The 16,432-nt window shown below is 64.4% G+C and carries 16 protein-coding genes; 2 read left to right on the top strand and 14 right to left on the bottom strand.

Going from position 1 to position 16,432, the window contains the following annotated elements; genetic code table 11:
* Positions 1-484: 484 nt before the first annotated feature.
* The 8 genes from ACCQ08_RS00350 to ACCQ08_RS00315 all read right to left on the bottom strand — a co-directional run bounded on the left by ACCQ08_RS00350 (position 485) and on the right by ACCQ08_RS00315 (position 8,018).
* Positions 485-1,567 carry a nucleotidyl transferase AbiEii/AbiGii toxin family protein gene (locus tag ACCQ08_RS00350; RefSeq protein WP_373448531.1) on the bottom strand — a complete coding sequence of 361 codons (1,083 nt, stop codon included), beginning with the start codon at positions 1,565-1,567 and terminating at the stop codon, positions 485-487.
* On the bottom strand, positions 1,564-2,283 hold the full coding sequence (locus tag ACCQ08_RS00345) for a DUF6088 family protein (RefSeq protein ID WP_373448530.1): 720 nt from the start codon (positions 2,281-2,283) through the stop codon (positions 1,564-1,566). The genes ACCQ08_RS00350 and ACCQ08_RS00345 overlap by 4 nt, the downstream gene beginning before the upstream one ends.
* A gap of 213 nt (positions 2,284-2,496) precedes the next feature.
* The gene (locus ACCQ08_RS00340; RefSeq protein WP_373448529.1) at positions 2,497-4,992 is read right to left on the bottom strand and encodes a TonB-dependent siderophore receptor; all 2,496 of its coding nucleotides are present in this window, start codon (positions 4,990-4,992) and stop codon (positions 2,497-2,499) included.
* A gap of 223 nt (positions 4,993-5,215) precedes the next feature.
* Positions 5,216-6,265, bottom strand: coding sequence for a FecR domain-containing protein (locus ACCQ08_RS00335; protein WP_373448528.1), 1,050 nt, complete (start codon positions 6,263-6,265; stop codon positions 5,216-5,218).
* A 1-nt stretch (position 6,266) separates the two neighbouring features.
* The gene (locus ACCQ08_RS00330; protein ID WP_373448527.1) at positions 6,267-6,794 is read right to left on the bottom strand and encodes a sigma-70 family RNA polymerase sigma factor; all 528 of its coding nucleotides are present in this window, start codon (positions 6,792-6,794) and stop codon (positions 6,267-6,269) included.
* Positions 6,795-7,245: 451 nt separating this feature from the next.
* On the bottom strand, positions 7,246-7,494 hold the full coding sequence (locus ACCQ08_RS00325) for a hypothetical protein (protein ID WP_373448526.1): 249 nt from the start codon (positions 7,492-7,494) through the stop codon (positions 7,246-7,248).
* Between the two features lie 104 nt (positions 7,495-7,598).
* Complete coding sequence (locus tag ACCQ08_RS00320; RefSeq protein ID WP_373448525.1) at positions 7,599-7,805, bottom strand: hypothetical protein; 207 nt, start codon at positions 7,803-7,805, stop codon at positions 7,599-7,601.
* A gap of 39 nt (positions 7,806-7,844) precedes the next feature.
* Positions 7,845-8,018 (bottom strand): hypothetical protein, encoded by a 174-nt coding sequence (locus ACCQ08_RS00315; RefSeq protein ID WP_256460965.1) that lies wholly within the window; start codon positions 8,016-8,018, stop codon positions 7,845-7,847.
* A 430-nt stretch (positions 8,019-8,448) separates the two neighbouring features.
* Here ACCQ08_RS00315 and ACCQ08_RS00310 point away from each other — a divergent pair, with 430 nt between their 5' ends.
* A complete protein-coding gene (locus ACCQ08_RS00310; RefSeq protein WP_373448524.1) occupies positions 8,449-9,039 on the top strand; it encodes a hypothetical protein in 591 nt (196 codons plus the stop codon).
* A gap of 185 nt (positions 9,040-9,224) precedes the next feature.
* On the opposite strand, the gene ACCQ08_RS00305 is transcribed toward ACCQ08_RS00310, so the two are convergent.
* Positions 9,225-9,371, bottom strand: coding sequence for a hypothetical protein (locus tag ACCQ08_RS00305; RefSeq protein WP_373448523.1), 147 nt, complete (start codon positions 9,369-9,371; stop codon positions 9,225-9,227).
* Between the two features lie 268 nt (positions 9,372-9,639).
* Positions 9,640-9,828, bottom strand: a complete 189-nt coding sequence (locus ACCQ08_RS00300; RefSeq protein ID WP_373448522.1) for a DUF3606 domain-containing protein — start codon at positions 9,826-9,828, stop codon at positions 9,640-9,642.
* A gap of 297 nt (positions 9,829-10,125) precedes the next feature.
* On the opposite strand from ACCQ08_RS00300, the gene ACCQ08_RS00295 reads away from it, so the two are divergent.
* Complete coding sequence (locus ACCQ08_RS00295) at positions 10,126-10,320, top strand: hypothetical protein (RefSeq protein ID WP_373448521.1); 195 nt, start codon at positions 10,126-10,128, stop codon at positions 10,318-10,320.
* A 172-nt stretch (positions 10,321-10,492) separates the two neighbouring features.
* On the opposite strand, the gene ACCQ08_RS00290 is transcribed toward ACCQ08_RS00295, so the two are convergent.
* From ACCQ08_RS00290 to ACCQ08_RS00275, 4 genes are read right to left on the bottom strand one after another with little or no spacing between them, the layout of a single operon-like run.
* Positions 10,493-11,032 (bottom strand): hypothetical protein, encoded by a 540-nt coding sequence (locus ACCQ08_RS00290; RefSeq protein ID WP_373448520.1) that lies wholly within the window; start codon positions 11,030-11,032, stop codon positions 10,493-10,495.
* Positions 11,029-11,496 (bottom strand): GNAT family N-acetyltransferase, encoded by a 468-nt coding sequence (locus ACCQ08_RS00285; protein ID WP_373448519.1) that lies wholly within the window; start codon positions 11,494-11,496, stop codon positions 11,029-11,031. Before ACCQ08_RS00285 ends, ACCQ08_RS00290 begins: the two co-directional genes overlap by 4 nt.
* Positions 11,497-11,540: 44 nt before the next feature.
* A complete protein-coding gene (locus ACCQ08_RS00280; protein ID WP_373448518.1) occupies positions 11,541-14,213 on the bottom strand; it encodes a PepSY domain-containing protein in 2,673 nt (890 codons plus the stop codon).
* Between the two features lie 42 nt (positions 14,214-14,255).
* Positions 14,256-16,427: a TonB-dependent siderophore receptor gene (locus ACCQ08_RS00275; RefSeq protein WP_373448517.1), complete on the bottom strand. Its 2,172-nt coding sequence runs from the start codon at positions 16,425-16,427 to the stop codon at positions 14,256-14,258.
* Positions 16,428-16,432 lie beyond the last annotated feature (5 nt).

Raw genomic sequence — 16,432 nt, 5'->3', positions numbered from 1 at the left:
ATAGCAAGCGCTATAGATTTCTGCAAGGACTTGATTTTGGATGGGAATTTCTGCATCAACCGCTAAACGATTGGTTTCGTTTGTGGATAATCATAAGTCAGTCTTATGGTTTTTATCCAAAACGCAGTTTTATAAGAATATTGGTTATTCAAAATGTTTAAGCATGAGGCTGGTGTTATTTCTGCTATGGGTGCGGCGGCTATTCAGTATCTCCAGCATATGCGCCATTTTGCAAGCAGCAAATGGTGGCGTCCATTATGAAAATGACTGTAATGCTGCGAAACTCTGATTTGTATCCCGCCTCCGAGACCCGCCGCTGGCTCCGTTGCGCGAGAAACTCTGCGCTGAAACTGTGCTTTATCGGCGGCAGCCCATCAGCCCGCTGATGGGTCAGCCCCTGGTTTCTCAGCGGGCGGTTGTGTGGCCGCAGGGCCTTTAAAACTCGTACTTCGCCGTCAACGTGAATTTGCGTGGCGCGCCGTAACTACTCAGCTTCACTGCCTTTTTTGCCGTTATTGGTAGTGCCCGTGGCACTGTTGACGATTTGCTCAAAGTGCTCTGCACTTTGCATGACATCTTGGAAACGGGGAACGTTGCCAAAAATCATTCCAGCCATTGCCTCATAGTCTCTCTCCAGTGCTTCTCGCATAGCTGGACTGGGGGTGAGGGTGAACGTGCCGGGGATAGCAATGCCAAGCCCCAAATCTGGGCTGCCAAAGAATAGCCTCGCGTGTTGAGAGCAATCATTGGCAAGCTCGTAGTTGGTTTGCCATTCCTCACCTGATGGCGATTGCATCAGCTGGTGCAGGTCATAGTAGTGACGCGAGACGCGTTGCCCACCGTATCGCAATTGCCCTCGGCAGTCATGCCATTGGCGTAGTCCATGCAAGATGATGACCTTGTCCCAAAAGGTCCGCTCGGGCTTCACAGTCATGACGCTCGATACTGCCAAGTCCAGATCAGGCAGCTCTTGTTGGATGTAAGGAGTGACTGATGCTGCGATGTTTGGATCAAGTGCAGATTTGGCTCCTGCCTCGATTTTGACTGCCGAGCGAATGTAGTCGTTGTGCGTGCCTGTGACTGCGGGATACCAGAACAACAGGCTCTGGCCATCCTTGTCGTCGGGATCCAGTTCAATCCTAAAACGCTGCTCGGGAATGACAGAAGCGGCGATCTGGGTGAACCGCGAGGCCAATGGCCCTGCCACGTAAACCTGGCAAGCATTACGGATGGCATCCAAGCGTGCACGGCGCTGCTTGCCGCTTAAGGAATCCAGTTCTGTGACCTGAGTGCTTAGTCCCAGATCATCACGAAATACGGTGACATCGATGTCTTCTGAGAAGCGTGCAATGAGCCCAAAGGCTTTGGAAAGCGAGGTACCTCCTTTGAACAGCAAACGCGGGCTACCCGCTTCCATGCCGTTAAACAATGCATCGAGTGTCCAGCAGACCCAGAAATCCTTCTCGATGTTTTGCACTGCAGTACCTAGACGAGTGGAGGCGCCCAGAAACAAATCGCGGCGCTCGGCATCGTTTGCTGCAATGATCGTATTGAATGCGGTATTCACACGGTCTCCCCATCGTGGTGTGATCGGCGGCGCGCAGGTGTAGGATTTAGCGTGCTGAGGCTTGTTGGTGAAACAGTACTCGCAGCTTGTGGGTCGCAACCAGGGAGCTCGCGAACTACACTTTGCATCCAAGCGGGTAATGCATGGAATCCTTCGGACAGATCCTGGCGGATCAATGGGCCATGAACGGGCTGGGCGATTACTTGGGCCAGCTTGTTCTGAATGGAGGTGCGCTCTGTGGCTAGCGTGTCTTTTAGCCAGTGCAGGGCTTGCACGATGCGCATTGCTGGTCGCCCTGCCCAGTAGAGCCGACTGGGCGCAGTTTGCTTGAACGTGATGGTCAGATTGTCGAGCTGAATGGAACGCCTGCGGGTGTCGGTATGAATGGTGACATGGGCAGGCACCGCATCGGTCAAGCCAAGGTCATTGGCGGCAGTCATCCCGTCTACCATCAGCCGTAGCTGATCTCGGCGAGCGATAGCTTCCACAACGGCCCGGTAATCTGGAGTCGTTGGTCGCTGGGTCAGGCTGTTGATCGTGGGTCTGTCGTATAAACCTCTATCGATCCGACGCAACTCTCCTGCTTGCACCATGCGCTGAAGAACCTTGTCGATGGCATCGCGGTTACCCAAGTGCGCGAAGTCGGTAGGAACCCAGACCTGTCCGGTCTGCGCCGCCTTCACCAGTGCGGAGATATGAAGTTTGAGTGCTGGCATATAGCCTCCTGTCCTGGATTTGTAGACAAATTTCGGACAACAGTCAATAAAATGTCCGAAATTTGTATGTATATTTCGGACATTTGAGGCTCATCTTTTGGATGGGGCGGTCGCTGATACGTCTCGCGGCAGCCATGAACACAAAGGCCGAATGGACGGAGCAGACTCGGCTCCATCCAACGGAGGGTGTCTGGCCCTCCGCTGGATCGGCGTTTAAAACTCGTACTTCGCCGTCAACGTGAACTTGCGTGGCGCGCCGTAGTAGATCTGGCTGCCGGCAAAGTCAAAGTAGGTCTTGTCGAACAAATTGCTGATATTGAGCTGCACCGAGAACTGGCGCGAGATGTCGTAGCTGGCCATCAGGCTGGCCAAGGTGATGGCGCCCTGGTCGCGGCGTGCTTGCACATCGGTCGAGGTGGTGGTGGTGGTGGCGTAGGTGCCGCTTTTCCAGGTGAGGCCGCCGCCGACCTTGAGGGCGTTCCAGTGGCCTGGCAGGCGGTAGGTGGTGTAGAGGTGGGCCATGTTGTTGGGGCGCTGCGATTGCAGGCGCGAGTCGTCCGCGGCGCGGGCATCGGCCCGGGCAAAGCCGGCTATCAGCTGCCAGCCCCGGGCCAGCTCGCCAGATACTTCTGCCTCCAAGCCCTTGCTGGTGACGCCTTTCTCGCCCCGGTAGGCGGGGTTGCCGGTGCCGCCAACGAGGTGGTCACCGTCTTGCACGGCGACATTGTCCTGGGCAATGCGGAACACAGCCAGCGAGGCGTTGACCTTGCCATCCAGGTAGGCGGCCTTGATGCCGGCCTCGTACGACTTGCCGGTGACAGGGTCCAGGTAGCGGCCCTGGCTGTCCTGGTAGTTCTGCGGCTGGAAGATATCGGTATAGCTGGCGTAGACGGTGTAGGTGGGGTTGAGGTCATACAGCAGGCCCGCGTACGGCGCGAAGACATTGTGCTTGCGGGTCTCCGTCAGGCTCTGGCTTTGCCAGCGGGTCTCACGGCCACCGATGATGAGCTTGAGGCCATCGGCCAGCGACAGGCGCAGCGCGCCGTAGACGGCGGTCTGCCGGGTGCGGTCATCGCCCAGCGGGCGGAAGGCGCCCCAGACCGGCTCGGGGTAGGAACCATCCCATTCAAAGATATTGCCTACCGGGGTGGCGGTGTAGGCATGGTTGCCATAGGCGTAGTTGGATTGGCTGCCGGTCAGGCCCACGACGGCCTCGTGCTGGCGGCCCAGCAGACCAAAAGGCCCGGTGGCCTGCAGGCTGCCGCTGTTTTGCGCAAAGCTCTGGCGCGAGTAGTTGGGGTAGGGGCCCAGGCCCAGGCCGGTGTTCCTGTCGGGCTCGTCGAGCAGGTAGAAGAGCTTGGAGGTGTAGTCCGCATCCAACCGGCTGGCGTTGGCCTTGATGGACCAGCCATTGTCAAAGCGCTGCTCCAGCCCGGCGTAGATGGTGTTGCTGGTGGTGTTCCACTCGGTCCAATCGGCGCCAATGCTGAAGGAGCGTGGCCAGTGCGTGGCGCTGCCATCCTGGTAGACCATCGGCAGGCCTCCCCAGGTAACGCCAGTGGGGCGCTTGGCCTGGTGCTCCAGCCCGATCCAGACGGTGGCGTCGGGGGTCAGATCGGCCTCGGCGGTGGCCAACAGCGCGCGGTTGCGGGTGTGGTAGCGGTCGAGGTGCGAGTTGCGTTCGTCCGCCATCGCCGCCACGCGGGCGCGGATGCGGCCGTCATCCGCCAGCGGCGTGCTCAGGTCCAGGGTGGCGCGGCGCTCGTTCCAGGAGCCCAGGCTGACCGTGGCCGAGCCGGTAAAGGTTTTGCTGCTGGCGCGTTTGCGCACCAGGTTGACGGAGGCGCCGGGGTTGCCGGCGCCCGTCATCAGGCCGGTGGCGCCGCGCACCACTTCGATGCGGTCATACAGGATCGGGTCGAGCATCGAGGCGCCAAAGAAGTCATTGGCGACATAGGTCGGCACGCCGTCGTACTGGTAGTTGTCGATGTAGAAGCCGCGCGCGTCCAGATCGGTGCGGTCGCTGTCGGAGCTGATGGCCGAGATGCCGGTGATGTGGCGCGCGGCCTCGCCCAGGCTGGTGATGCCCTGGTCCTCGATCTGCTGGCGGGTGAGCACGCTGACCGATTGTGGCGTTTCGCGCGGCGACAGCTGCAGGCCGGTGGCCGCCGCCGTGCTGCGGATGGTGTAGTTGCCGGTGCCTTCGGTGGTGGCGCTGCGCTCGGCCTGGGCGGTCACTCGCAGCTCGGGCAAGGTGGTGCTGGGCGCGCCGTCTGCGCCTTCTGCGGCGCTTGTTGCTGCTGCGGCCTGGGGTGCGGCTTGTGCCACGCGGCGCACCAGATAGCTGCCACTGGCATCGCGCTGGGCCTGCAGCGGCAAACCGGCCAGCAGGCTGCCGAGCGCCTGGCCTACATCGGTGGCGCCTTGCAGGCCGGGGCTGTGCAGGCCGGCCACGGTACCGGGCGCGAAGGAGATCAAGGTGCCCGATTCTTGCCCCAGGCGGTTGAGCGCTGCAGCCAGCGGGCCGGCGGGGATGGCGTAGCTGCGGGTGGCTGGAGCGCTGGCAGTGGCGCTGGAAGAGGTGCTGGCGGAGGGCTGGGCCTGCGCGGTGTGCGGGAGGGCGGCCAGACCAAGGCACAGCAGGTGGGCGCAGAGCGCGGTGCCACGGAGTGTGGCGGGGGCGGTGGCGAAGGAGCGAGGGCGGAGCATGCGGAGGGTCCCGGGTTGTACTAGCTGCTGACAGCGCGCCGCAATGGTTGTGCGGCGCTTCTGCAGGGCTTGACACGCAGGCGGGGCCAATTGGCCACTTTTTTTGAATGCGCAATGGCAGCGTGGGGAAACGAGGGATCATCTGCAACCCTCGCCAAGCGGAATGGGCGCGGATCGCCCGAGACCGCGTTCAGACCCTGGCAGGGCGTTTGGCAAAGGGTCCCTAGCTTTTATCGACCGTCACCCACCAGCGCGTGCGGCTGCTGATGCGCAGCGGCAAGGTGCGGCTGAGCGCTGCCAGCACCTGGCCGGTATCTGCCAATGGGTAGCTGCCCGATACGCGCAACGCGGCGGCCTCGGGTGTGCAGTGCAGATGGCCCGGGCGGTAGCGGGCCAGCTCGGCGATGAAGTCGCCCAGGCGCATATCGTCGGCTACCAGCATGCCCTGGGTCCAGGCCAGGCCGGCAGCGGGGGCGGCGGCCTCGCGCAGCAGATGCTGGGCGGTGATGCGGCCTTGCTCGCCGGCGGCCAGGCGCAAGGTCTGGCGCATGTCATTGCGCAGCTGCAGTTCTACCTGGCCCTCTTGCACCTGCACCAGGGTGCCGTCCGCATACTGGCGCACGGTAAAGCGGGTGCCAATGGCCCGTGCCCAGCCATGGCGGCTGCGTACGCGCAGAGGGCGGGCCTGGCCAGTCGCGGGGTCGGGGCTGGGGTCGGCAGCGCTTTCAATCTGGATCTCACCGGCGCGCAGCACGATCAAACGCTCGCTGCTGCTGTAGCGCAGGTCCACGGCGGTAGCGGTATTGAGCAGCAGGCGCGTGCCATCGGCCAGCACCGTGCGCTGCTGCTCGCCAGTGGCGGTTGCTAGATCAGCGCTGGCGCTGCGCCAGGCCTGCTGGCCCAGCGGGCTCTGGCCCAGGGCCAGCAAGCCGCCGGCACCGGCACCGATCGCCACCGCCAAACGCACTGCATGGCGGCGCGACAAGGCGGGCGAGGCCAAAGTCTGCACCGCCACTGAAGTGGGCACGCCGCGCAATTGGCCATCGACCTGCGCGATGCGCTGCCAGGCCTGGGCATGCAGCGGGTCCGCGTCCAGCCAGCTTTGCCATTGCTGGCGCTTGCGGCGGGCGGTGGAGCTGTCGCCGGGCTCCAGATCCAGCAGCCAGCGCACGGCGGCCCGGGCGACGGCTGGGGGGATGGTGGCTGGCATGGCACCGGCCATCGGGGTTGCGCCCAGCGGCAGCGCGCCGGGCAGGTGGTCGGGTGCGGCCATCTCAGGCCTGGTCCGCAAAATAGCAGCGCTCTGCGGCTGCGGCCAGGTGGCGGCGCACGCTGGTGCGCGATATGCCCAGCTGCTGGGCAATTTCTTCCTGCGTCAAATCCTCCAGCCGCCACAGCAAAAAGGCCTGGAGGGCCACAACAGGCAGGCCGCCGAGCAGGCGGTCAATCGCCACCAGGGTCTCCAGCACCATCAGCTGCGCATCGGGCGGCGGGGCCACGGGCTCTGGCAGCAGGGCCAGCGCATCGAGGTAGGCGCGCTCGATCTGCCGGCGCCGCAGGTGGTTGGACAGCAGGCGCTGCGCAATGGTGGTGAGGTAAGCGCGCGGCTCCAGCAGCGCTTGCAGTGGCTGGCGCTGGGTGCCCAGCACGCGCACAAAGGTGTTCTGCGCCAGATCGGCCGCATCCCAGGCGCAGCCCAGCTTGCGCCGCAGCCTGGCGACCAGCCAGCTGTGGTGCGCCTCGTACAGGGCCTGCACCGGATCGACGGAAGGAGAGGGCGGGTGGCCGCTGCGGGAGGGCATGGTGGGGCGGGTGGTTACGAAATGAGAATGGTTCTTATTATAGGCATCTCCAGGTTTGGCCTGCACACGCGTCGATGGCGGTCTGCACCGGGTGCGCGGCGGCGGCGGATGGGGATTACGGGAATACTGGGAGGTGACGGCCTGCTGCTGGTGGCTGCCCGTCCGCGCAACCGTGCGGCTGGATGAACCCTCCCAAACGGTTATCGCAGTCCATGGCGCATGCCGGGGTGCGCCCTATGTTGACGCCCACTAATGACACAGCCACGCCCCTTGCAACGGATTTGCAGTGCTTGCCAGGGCTTGGCGATGGCGCAAGCGATTACTGCGCATGGGCGCGCTGCATTTTGCCGCGCGCCACCCCCTACCATGGATTCTTTCCGTTAACCAAAACAAACAGGTAGAAATGGCACTTCATTCCCTCAATAGATCCTTTTTTAGAATTTTTCATAAATCAATGAGAAATTAAAAAAAGCAAATGATAAAAGCCGGTCCTGCAAAGCTTGACCGCGACCGTACTGGCCTGATCAAACGGCATGGCATATAGCGAGGTTGGTGCCCCGGCCAGCTTCGCTGCGTCCGGTGGCACCAACCGTGACGACGCATTCACGCCATGGTGGTGACCGCCCGGTGGTAGGAGAATATTTGCTTTTATTAATAAATCTTTGTATTTATTCCCGCCGAGGCAGGGGGTTTTCAACATTTATTAAATGATTGTTGCAAATTTCTACGCATTTGATATATATCACTCCATCGGTAGGCTTGGCCAGCGCGCCAGCAGTGGAATGGTTTTCGTTGCCGCGAAACTCAAATGCTAGGAAAAATGATGAATACCAGTTTTTCAAAGGTTTTTATATTGCTTTCTTTGGGGGCCGCTTCCCAGGCATGGGCTGCCGATTGCGTGATCGGCATGAACGCCGAGGGCACCTGCACCGTGCCTGCGGGCGCCACCACAGCCGTCTTTGAGGTTTGGGGCGGCGGCGGCGGGGGCGGATCGAAGGACGCTAATTCCATTGGCCAGCCAAGCAATGGTGTTGGCGGTGGAGGGGGCTCCTACTGCAAGGTGACATCCCAGGTCACGCCGGGGAGCACGTTGACGGTGCGGGTAGGCACGGGCGGCACTGCCGGTATGCCCAGCACGGGTGATTGGATGCGCCCTGGCACCTCCAGTACCGGTGGCGGGCTTTCCGCCGTTACCGGTGTGGGTGTCAGTGGTGTGACAGCCAATGGGGGAGGTGGCGGTGGTGGAAGCACGGTTTGGAGCGACTACGATTTTGGGAGAGGCCAACCAGGACGCGGTGCAACTGCAGTGAGCGGAGGCGCAGGAGGTGATGGAGGCAACAACGGTCCGTACAAATCGGCTCCTGGCGGAGGCGGCGGAGCAGGCGCTACCGGAGGGGTAGGGGGCAGGGGTGGCGTGGGAATCAATGGTGGCCAGGGGTCTGACGGAGGACCTTGGGATGGGGTGTTTATAGGCCCAGGTATTGCGGGTGGGGATGGAGGAGATGGTAGCGATGGCGGCGATGGGGGCCCAGGGGGCGCTGGTACCGTTCCCGGCGCAGGCGGTGCCGGAGGAACAGCCGGATTTGGCGGATCGGGGGGGACAGGGGGTGAAGGCTCCCCAGGGGAGGGGTGGGGGCCCAACGGCAATCCAGGTATGGACGGCACACCTGGCACCGCAGGCGCTGACGGCGAGACCCTGGCAGGGCCGCTGGCGGTGGAGGCATGCAGCGGTGAAGGACTGGGCGGCGCCGATGGTGCTGGCGCCTATGGAGGCAGTGCGGGAGGCCCCAGTGCGGACGCCGGCAGCGGCGGCGCGGGCGGCCAGCCGGGTCAGCCGGGCCTGGTGAAGATCAGCTTCTCTGGCGCCCAGACCCTTACTTTTCCGCCGCAACCCACTGCTCACCAGACAGACGGTGGCCCATTTCCGATCGAATTTGCCGCCACGTCCAGCGCGGGATTGCCTGTTAGTTACACCAGTCTCAGCCCTGACATTTGCACCGTCGCAGGCCATGTCGTGACCCCATTGGCCGCTGGCACCTGCACGGTGGCGGCCGACCAACCCGGAGGAGTCGTAGGAGGCGTCACGTATCCGGCAGCTAGCCAGGTGGTGCAGAGCATTACCATCACCGCAGTGCAAGCGCCAAGCGTCAGCGGTGTCAAGGCGGTGCCGGCATTGGGCACATGGGGCATCGGTCTGTTGATGACGTTGTTTGGTGTCCTCGCCTATCGCCGCCGAAACGTGTGACGAGTGAAGGTGCCCGGCCCGCATCCCTTGCGTGGACACCCCTGCCGAATGCGTGCAGCTCCACCCCGCGCACGCTGCCTTTGAAGCGGTGGAGGCCGCCATGGCCAGGTCCAGAGGGTCTGCCAGACGGCCGTGTCGCGCAACGGCAGTTGGGGATAGGGAGGGGAAACTGTCGTCCCCTCACATCAAAAGAGATTTGCAAAGCGCAGAACCGCCGACCAGGCCAGCTCCAGCAAAGCCCATGCGGAATGCAGCCCTTTCACCACGACCACAACCACGGCCACAAGCGCAACAGCACCCACCAGCAAAGCGATGAGCCGCACGGCCTTCATCGGGTGAATGCTCCCGAAAAAACCCATGTTGGAGTGGGCATGGTGATTGCTGCCGCTAGGCCAAATGCTGAACGTCCGGCCATTTTAGAGAGCTGATGCGTGGGGAAGCTGCCGTGTGCCTTCACTTCACCGGCGAAGAACGGCTGACCTGCAAGGAAACCTGGTGTGCGGCCGCATCGGGGCTACGGACTGCGTTTCACAGTGGAACGCAAGGACGCCGGCCTTGCAGCCGGCGCGCGTACCGGCGGTCACCGGCCGCCTTCAGGTGTCATCCCTTTTTGGACTGCTTCAGATGCTGCTCCACCGCCGCTGCGCTGGTTCCCACTGCCTGGACGGCTGCCTTCAGCTGTTCAGGGCTGACGTTGAATTTTTTCGACCAGTCGCGCAGTTCGTAGTCTTCGTTTACATTGATCCGCGTGCGGTCTTGGCCGCCGGGCTTGGTCTTGTCGTCGGACATGAAGGGTCTCCTTTATCAATGGCTTGGAATGCCATGCTCCATCACATCCTCCACGGTGTGTAGGGCTGCAGCGGCCAGAGGGGCCACCATTCCATTGCCAGCAGATACCTACAGATGGGCCTGTTGACGTTGCAGATTGTTGCGCAAGCAAATGGTTTCGACCGGACAAACGGCAGCGATTGTCGAGCAATTAGGAATGAAATAAGTTATTGATTTAACTTAAATTTCGTGTGCGTAATGCTTGTATTTTGTTGCAGGCCCGTTAACATTTCTGACGATGGGACCTGGGAGACAAGCATGTCAGATTCTGCTGAAGATGAGGGAACGCCGGACTCCTATTTAAAGGCGTTGAAGGCGGAAGGCGCCGAGCTGTTGATGCATGCGGGCAAGGACGATGTGCATGCAAGAGCACGGCTGTCGGTGATTGATGCGAAGATCGACCAGCTGACCCGCCCGTTCACGGCTGGGGGTTGGGGGGCGCGTGAGGGTTGAGCGGGCCGAGGGCTCGGGCAGCAGGCCCACTGCGCTGCAAGCGTGCTGCCATCACCGACCTGGAGGGAGAGGGCAGCCCACAGAGCTTGGGATGCCCCTCGTCAAAAGGCGTGGACACCATGGTGCCACGCCTTGTCTGCACCCCCGCCAGGCCTCACGACCAGGCCGCGCGCTATGGAGCAGGTGGCTCAGGCTTGAGCCGATGAAACTGCCGTGACCCATAACGGCCAGCCGCGTAAAACGCCGGAAGAGACAGCACATTGAACGGCAACGACAGCAGCAGCACCAGCCAGCCGACTTCCAGGCCACTTTGCATGCCCCACCTCATGTGCTGCCAGCGGCGGTCGCCGGGCGGAAAATAGCCCGCCTGCATATCGTGCAGCGCCCACAGCGCACCACCCAAGGCCGAGCCCAGCAGTACGGTGAGCAGCAGCACCAGAGTCGTCAGCACCCACGCCGGCCACCGCCTGGCCGTTGGCCAGGCACCCAAGATCAACGCCAGGCCAGCCGCATACACCGCGCAGAAGAGGGCGATGTATTGCATGGGGTGTTGCGCGTGGTACATGAACATGCGGTAGAGCCCGCCAAACACCATGCGCAGCCCGACAACATCACGCAGCAGCAGGTAGACCACAGCGCAGTACACCGTCAGGCCGATAAAGCCCAGCGCAAACACCTTGGCCGCGAGGACGATGGGGGCGGAAGGTCTCATGCGGGAGGCCGCGCTACGAAGGCCTGCTTGTCATGCGCATCAAAACCCGCGCCGGCATAAAAGCGCCAGGTGTTCTCGTCCTTGCTGCCGGTCATCAGCATGGCCTTGTAGCAGTTCCTGCCCCAGGCATGCGCCAAGGCTGCATGCAGCAGCGCCCTGCCATAGCCGCGCTGGCGGTAGCCGGCATGGGTCACGACGTTCTCGATCAAGGCATAGGACCGGCAGCCGCGCGTGAGATTGGGGACCACCAGCACCACACAGCTGCTGACCAGTTGCGCACCGGCAAAGCCGCCCAGATACAGGTGGTGGGGGTCCGCCATCAAGCCTTGCCAGATGGCTTGAACCTCTGGCTGCGGGGGGAGCGCATCGTCTGCCGCATGCAGATGGGTGTACAGCGCGAGCAGCGCGGCCAGGTCAGATGCGGCAAGGGGGCGGATGGCGAAAGGAGGTGGCGTGGGGTGCATGGCGATGGTGGCCCTTGCGAGCGCAGCGGGCCAGCCATCTTATGTCAGTACACATCCCGCCGGTACCGCCCCTCGTCGTTCAAGGCGTTCAGCCCGTCCTCACCGAGCAGCTCTGTCAGTGCCTGGTCCACGCCGGTGGCCATGCCGTCATAGCTGCCGCAGACGTAGATGACGGCGCCCCGGGCCAGCCAGTCTTTGAGGGGCTCGGCGGCGGCGCGCAGCGCGTCTTGCACATAGCGGTGCGGGCCCTGGCCAGGGGCCTGGTGGCTGGCATCACGGGCGTCGCGCGAGTAGGCATAGTCGGCGCGCGCGATCTGGCCATGGGCCTGCCAGACGCAGACCTCGTCTTCGGCATAGGAGTCGTGGGCGCGGCGGCGTTCGCCAAAGACCAGCCAGTTGTCAAACTGGCCCTGGGCGATGCGGTGGCGCAGGTGGCCGCGCAGGCCGGCGTAACCCGAGCCATTGCCCATGAAGATCGCTGGCCGCGCATCGCCGGGCAACGGCGCAAAACCCGGGTTGTCGACCAGGCGCAGCGCGATGCTGCTGCCCAACGCCGCATGCACTGTGAGCCAGCCCGAGGCCAGGCCCAGCTGCGGGGCGGCGCCTGGCTGCGCGCGCAGGGTTTGGCGCACATAGAGGCGAATGCGGCCATCGGCGGGCAAGGAGGCCAGCGAGTAGCTGCGCGGGGCCAGCGGGTGCAGCTGGTCGGCGACGGCCTGGACAGATGCTGCAGGGGCCGCGAGCGTGGGCAGCTCGGAGGCGCTGAGCGCATCGCGCAGGCTGCTGGCACTGCCGCGCCACTGCACGGCGGCGTTGCCGTCGAGCTGGTGGTCCTGCAGCCAGGCATCGACCTGGGCGGGCGCGTGCGCAGCCTTGACCTCGACCAGCGCACCGGCCTGCCACTGCGGCGCTTGCCCGGGCGCAAAGCCCAGCTCTACCTGGTAGAGCGGCTGGCCGCTGCTGCCGGGGTTGAGGTGGTGGCGGCTGATCAGCTGGGCGGGCAGGAAGAGGGCATCGGGCGCATCGGAATCGGCCACGCTGGCAGCGGCGTTGTCTGCCGCAGTGGCGGGCGCAGCGTTCACGCCCCAATGCGCGGCCAGCGCCTGCAGCCAGGCCTGCCAGGCGGCGTCGTCTTCAGCGTCCATCGTGATCGGGGCGAACACGGGCTGGGCGCCCAGGCGTTCGAGCTGCGCAGCCAGTGCCAGGCCAAAGCCGCAGAACTGGCTGTACTGGCGGTCGCCCAAGGCCAGCATGCCAAAGCGCTGGTGGGCCAGGGGCTTGCCTTCGGTCTGTTGCAGCAGGCGGGCCAAGCGGCGGGCGCTGTCGGGCGGTTGGCCTTCGCCAAAGGTGCTGGCCACCCACAGCAGCTGGCGCTGCGGCTGCAGCTGGGCCATGTCCAGGCTGGCAGCGGGCAGCAGCTGCGCGGCAAGCCCTGCGCTGCGCAGGCGCGCGACGGTGCGCACCGCCAGTTGCTGGGCATGGCCTGCCTGGCTGGCATAGACCACGGCAATGCTGGCGCCAGCGGGGGCACCGGTGGCGGGGCTTGGCTGCGGGCCATCGCCCGCCAGCAGCGCGCGCTGGGCCTGGCCGGCGGCGCGCGAGCTGCGGCGCCGCTGCAGGTAGAGCAGCCAGCCGGTGATGGCGAACAGCGGCATCATCAGCGCCGCAACGGTGACGATGATGCGGCCCGTGATTCCAAAATAGGTGCCGGTGTGCAGCGGGAAGATCGCCGCCAGCGCACGGCGGCCTGCGGGCAGATCGGCAAAGCGGTCATCGCGCAGCACCGCGCCATCAAGGTTCAGGCTGAGCTGGTTGCGGGCGCGGTCATGCGGGGCGTTGGCCGCCCACCAGCTGAACTGCAGCGGCTGGTCGGCCCGCTGGGGCAGGCGCATCTGCACGAACTGCCAGCCACTGGCCAGCTGCGCAAAGCCTTGCCAGGCGGGCGCCAGGGTGGCTGGCGCCAGCTCCAGCGGCGGGGCCTTGCGAGCGGCCTCTTGCGCGGCCGATTGCTCGGCGCGGGCGGCCGCGCGGGACGGCGCGCCCATCCAGCGGTCCACCGGCGTGCGCACTGCATCAAAGGCCCAGTACATGCCGGTGAGGGTCAGCATCACATAGACGACCAGCACCCAGGTGCCGGCCACCGAGTGCAGGCCCCAGAGAAAGGGCCGGCCCTTGCGCCGCACGTTGAAGGTGAGCCAGCTGCGCCAGGACAGTGGCCTGGCCGGCCAGCGCAGGTAGAGGCCTGACAGCGACAGCAGCAGCAGGCACAGCGAGAGGCTGCCGGTGATCGGCTTGCCATCGTCGCGCGGCAGCAGCAGCCAGCGGTGCAGGCGTTCGTTCCATTCAAAGAATTCGCGGCCGCGCTGTGCCGGCAGCAGCGCGCCGGTGTAGGGGTTGAGGTAGACGCTCTGGCCCCGGCGCTCGCCTTTTTCTGGCACAAAGGCCAGTTGGGCGCTGCGCCCGGGCTCGGCATACAGGGTGATGCGGTCGATGCGGCGCTGCTCGCCTGCGGCCTGCAGCGCTGCCACCAGCTGGGGCGGCGTCAGTGCCGGGCCGGGCTGCAGCGGAACGCTGGCGGTGCCGGGGTTGGCCCAGTCCAGCACCTCCTCCTGGAAAGAGTAGGTCGCGCCGGTGAGGCCCATGACGATCAGCACCGTGCCTGCGGTGATGCCGATCAGCCAGTGGATCTGGAACCAGATATTTTTAAAACTCCACATGCCTGTCTTTGTTATCAATAGCTGCTGATTGTCGGCGATGGATCAGAAATCGACGACGGCGCGCAGCAGGGCCTGGCGGCGCTCGCCGAGTGACACATAGATGGGGCTGCCCGAGGAGCTGACATAGTTCTTGTCGAACAGGTTCTTGATGTTGAGCTGCAGCTTGACGATGCGGCCGCTCCAGGGGCGCTCCCAGCTCACAAAGCTGTCGGCCACCGTGTAGCCGGCGTTGTTGAAGCTGTTGGCCGCATCACCGGCGCGGCGGCCCACATGGCGCAGGCCGGCGCCGGCACGCCAGCGGCCACTGCTGCTGGCGGCAAAATCATAGGCGGCAAAGAGCGAGGCAGTGTGGCGGGCCACATTGGCCAGGCGGTTGTCCTGGTATTGCGGGTCGTCGGTGACGGCGGCATCGGTGTAGGCATAGGTGCCGATCAACTGCCACTGCTTGCCCAGGCGGCCGGCGGCATCGAGCTCCAGGCCGCGTGAGCGGGCACCGCCGACGGCGCGGGCATAGCTTTGGCCGTCGATGGTCTCGCTGACCACCACGTTGCGCTTGCGGATGTCGTAGAGCGCCGCAGTAGCGGTGATGCCGGCAGGCGACTCCCACTTGGTGCCCAGCTCCCAGGCCTTGGCGGTCTCGGGCGGCAAGGTGCCAATGACATTGCCAATGCTGCTTTGCGGCTTGAAGGATTCGCTGTAACTGCCATAGACCGACCATTCGGTACTGGGCTGCCAGACCAGGCCGGCGCGCGGCACGAACTTGCTGCCATCCGATTCGCTGCCCACCACAAAGGGCCGGCCCTTGCCTGCTATCTGGTCGTAGTGCTGCCAGCGCCCGGCCAGCTGCAGCAGCCACTGCGGCGACAGGCGGATCGAATCCTGCGCAAACAGCGCCTGCTGGCGGATCTTGTCGCTCTGGGCGCTTTGCGCTTCGTCGATGCTGGTGGCGTTGGGCAGGTTGCCGTAGACCGGGTCGTAGACATTGAAGCCGCCGCTGTTGCTGCCCCGGATGATGTCGCGGCGGAAGATATTGCTGTCCTCGGCGTCGAAGCCGGCGAGGATCTCGTGCGCCATGCCGCCCGCTTGCAGCTTGCCTTCCAGGTTGATCTGGCCCACATGCTGCTGGCTGAGTGCGCCGCGCGTGCCATCAGGGCGGCGCGTGAGGATGCCGGTCGTGGGGTTGAGCGACACCGGCCGGGCCTGGTAGTCGTCATAGCCGTTGCGGTTGTAGCTGTAGGCGGCATTGAGCTTCCACTGCGTGTTCAGGCGGTGCTGGGCCTGCACGGTGAAGAAGTCCGAATCGCCCAGGGTGCGGTTGTAGGCCTCGTCAAAGCGCTCGCGGCGGTCGGTGGCCACCGGGCGGCCGGTGCGGCTGTCGATCACGGTGCCCCGGTCAAAGGGCTGCTCGTAGTCGGTGTGCTCGTAGGACATGCGCACATAGGTGTCGCGCCCATACCAGGCCAGCGATGGGGCGATGACCGTCTGGCGGTTCTTGCCGAAGTTGCGCCAGTAGTCGACATCACTGGTATCGGCAATGAAGCGGTAGGCCAGGCCTTGCTCGCCGAGGGGGCCGGTCAGATCGACCGAGGCACCGCCGCCGCCGTAGCTCGACAGCGAGGCGCCCACCTGGCCGGCAAAGCTGAGCTGGGGCTTTTTGGTGACCATGTTGATCACGCCGCCCGGGTCCATCGTGCCGTAGAGCACCGAGCTGGGGCCTTTGAGCACCTCAACCCGCTCGGTCGTGAAGGTGAGGTTGCGGGCCAGCACGGTGCGGATGCCATCGCGCAGGATGGATCCATCGCGGTTGAAGCCAAAGCCGCGCTTGATCACCGCATCCTGCGTGCCGCCCAGGGTGTTGGCCTGGGTGATGCCGCTGACGTTGTAGAGCGCCTCGTCGATGGAGCGCACCTGCTGGTCCTGCAGCACCTGGGCGGGCACCACGGCAATGGCCTGGGGCACGTCGCGCAGCGCGGCATCGCTGCGGGTGGCCGTGGTGGCGCGCTTGGGCTGGTAGCCGACTTCCTGCGCCTTTTCTTGCACGATGACCTGGGGCAGCACGGCTTCGGCGGCCGGGGCGGGGGCGGCGGCATCGGGCGCGGTTTGGGCGGCTGCAGGCCAGGCGGCGATGGCCAGCGAGATCGCCAGCGGGATGGCGCTGAGGCAGCTCAGCGGGTGGATGGAAACGGAGCGGGCGGAGGTGCGGGAAAGGGTCATCAGAG

It is taken from the genome of Comamonas sp. SY3 (assembly GCF_041730275.1).
In the GTDB taxonomy this organism is placed as follows: domain Bacteria; phylum Pseudomonadota; class Gammaproteobacteria; order Burkholderiales; family Burkholderiaceae_C; genus Comamonas; species Comamonas sediminis.
Note: the sequence above shows the minus strand (reverse complement) of the source record. Positions and strands in the feature narration are given on the sequence as shown.

What these genes read in the sequence shown, in the direction of transcription:
- ACCQ08_RS00345 (WP_373448530.1), bottom strand. Translation starts at nt 2,283, where the DNA reads ATGCCAGCACTCAAACTTCATATCTCCGCACTGGTGAAGGCGGCGCAG.
- ACCQ08_RS00340 (WP_373448529.1), bottom strand. Translation starts at nt 4,992, where the DNA reads ATGCTCCGCCCTCGCTCCTTCGCCACCGCCCCCGCCACACTCCGTGGC.
- ACCQ08_RS00335 (WP_373448528.1), bottom strand. Translation starts at nt 6,265, where the DNA reads ATGGCCGCACCCGACCACCTGCCCGGCGCGCTGCCGCTGGGCGCAACC.
- ACCQ08_RS00330 (WP_373448527.1), bottom strand. Translation starts at nt 6,794, where the DNA reads ATGCCCTCCCGCAGCGGCCACCCGCCCTCTCCTTCCGTCGATCCGGTG.
- ACCQ08_RS00325 (WP_373448526.1), bottom strand. Translation starts at nt 7,494, where the DNA reads ATGTTGAAAACCCCCTGCCTCGGCGGGAATAAATACAAAGATTTATTA.
- ACCQ08_RS00320 (WP_373448525.1), bottom strand. Translation starts at nt 7,805, where the DNA reads ATGGAATTAGCGTCCTTCGATCCGCCCCCGCCGCCGCCGCCCCAAACC.
- ACCQ08_RS00310 (WP_373448524.1), top strand. Translation starts at nt 8,449, where the DNA reads ATGGACGGCACACCTGGCACCGCAGGCGCTGACGGCGAGACCCTGGCA.
- ACCQ08_RS00305 (WP_373448523.1), bottom strand. Translation starts at nt 9,371, where the DNA reads ATGAAGGCCGTGCGGCTCATCGCTTTGCTGGTGGGTGCTGTTGCGCTT.
- ACCQ08_RS00300 (WP_373448522.1), bottom strand. Translation starts at nt 9,828, where the DNA reads ATGTCCGACGACAAGACCAAGCCCGGCGGCCAAGACCGCACGCGGATC.
- ACCQ08_RS00295 (WP_373448521.1), top strand. Translation starts at nt 10,126, where the DNA reads ATGTCAGATTCTGCTGAAGATGAGGGAACGCCGGACTCCTATTTAAAG.
- ACCQ08_RS00290 (WP_373448520.1), bottom strand. Translation starts at nt 11,032, where the DNA reads ATGAGACCTTCCGCCCCCATCGTCCTCGCGGCCAAGGTGTTTGCGCTG.
- ACCQ08_RS00285 (WP_373448519.1), bottom strand. Translation starts at nt 11,496, where the DNA reads ATGCACCCCACGCCACCTCCTTTCGCCATCCGCCCCCTTGCCGCATCT.
- ACCQ08_RS00280 (WP_373448518.1), bottom strand. Translation starts at nt 14,213, where the DNA reads ATGTGGAGTTTTAAAAATATCTGGTTCCAGATCCACTGGCTGATCGGC.
- ACCQ08_RS00275 (WP_373448517.1), bottom strand. Translation starts at nt 16,427, where the DNA reads ATGACCCTTTCCCGCACCTCCGCCCGCTCCGTTTCCATCCACCCGCTG.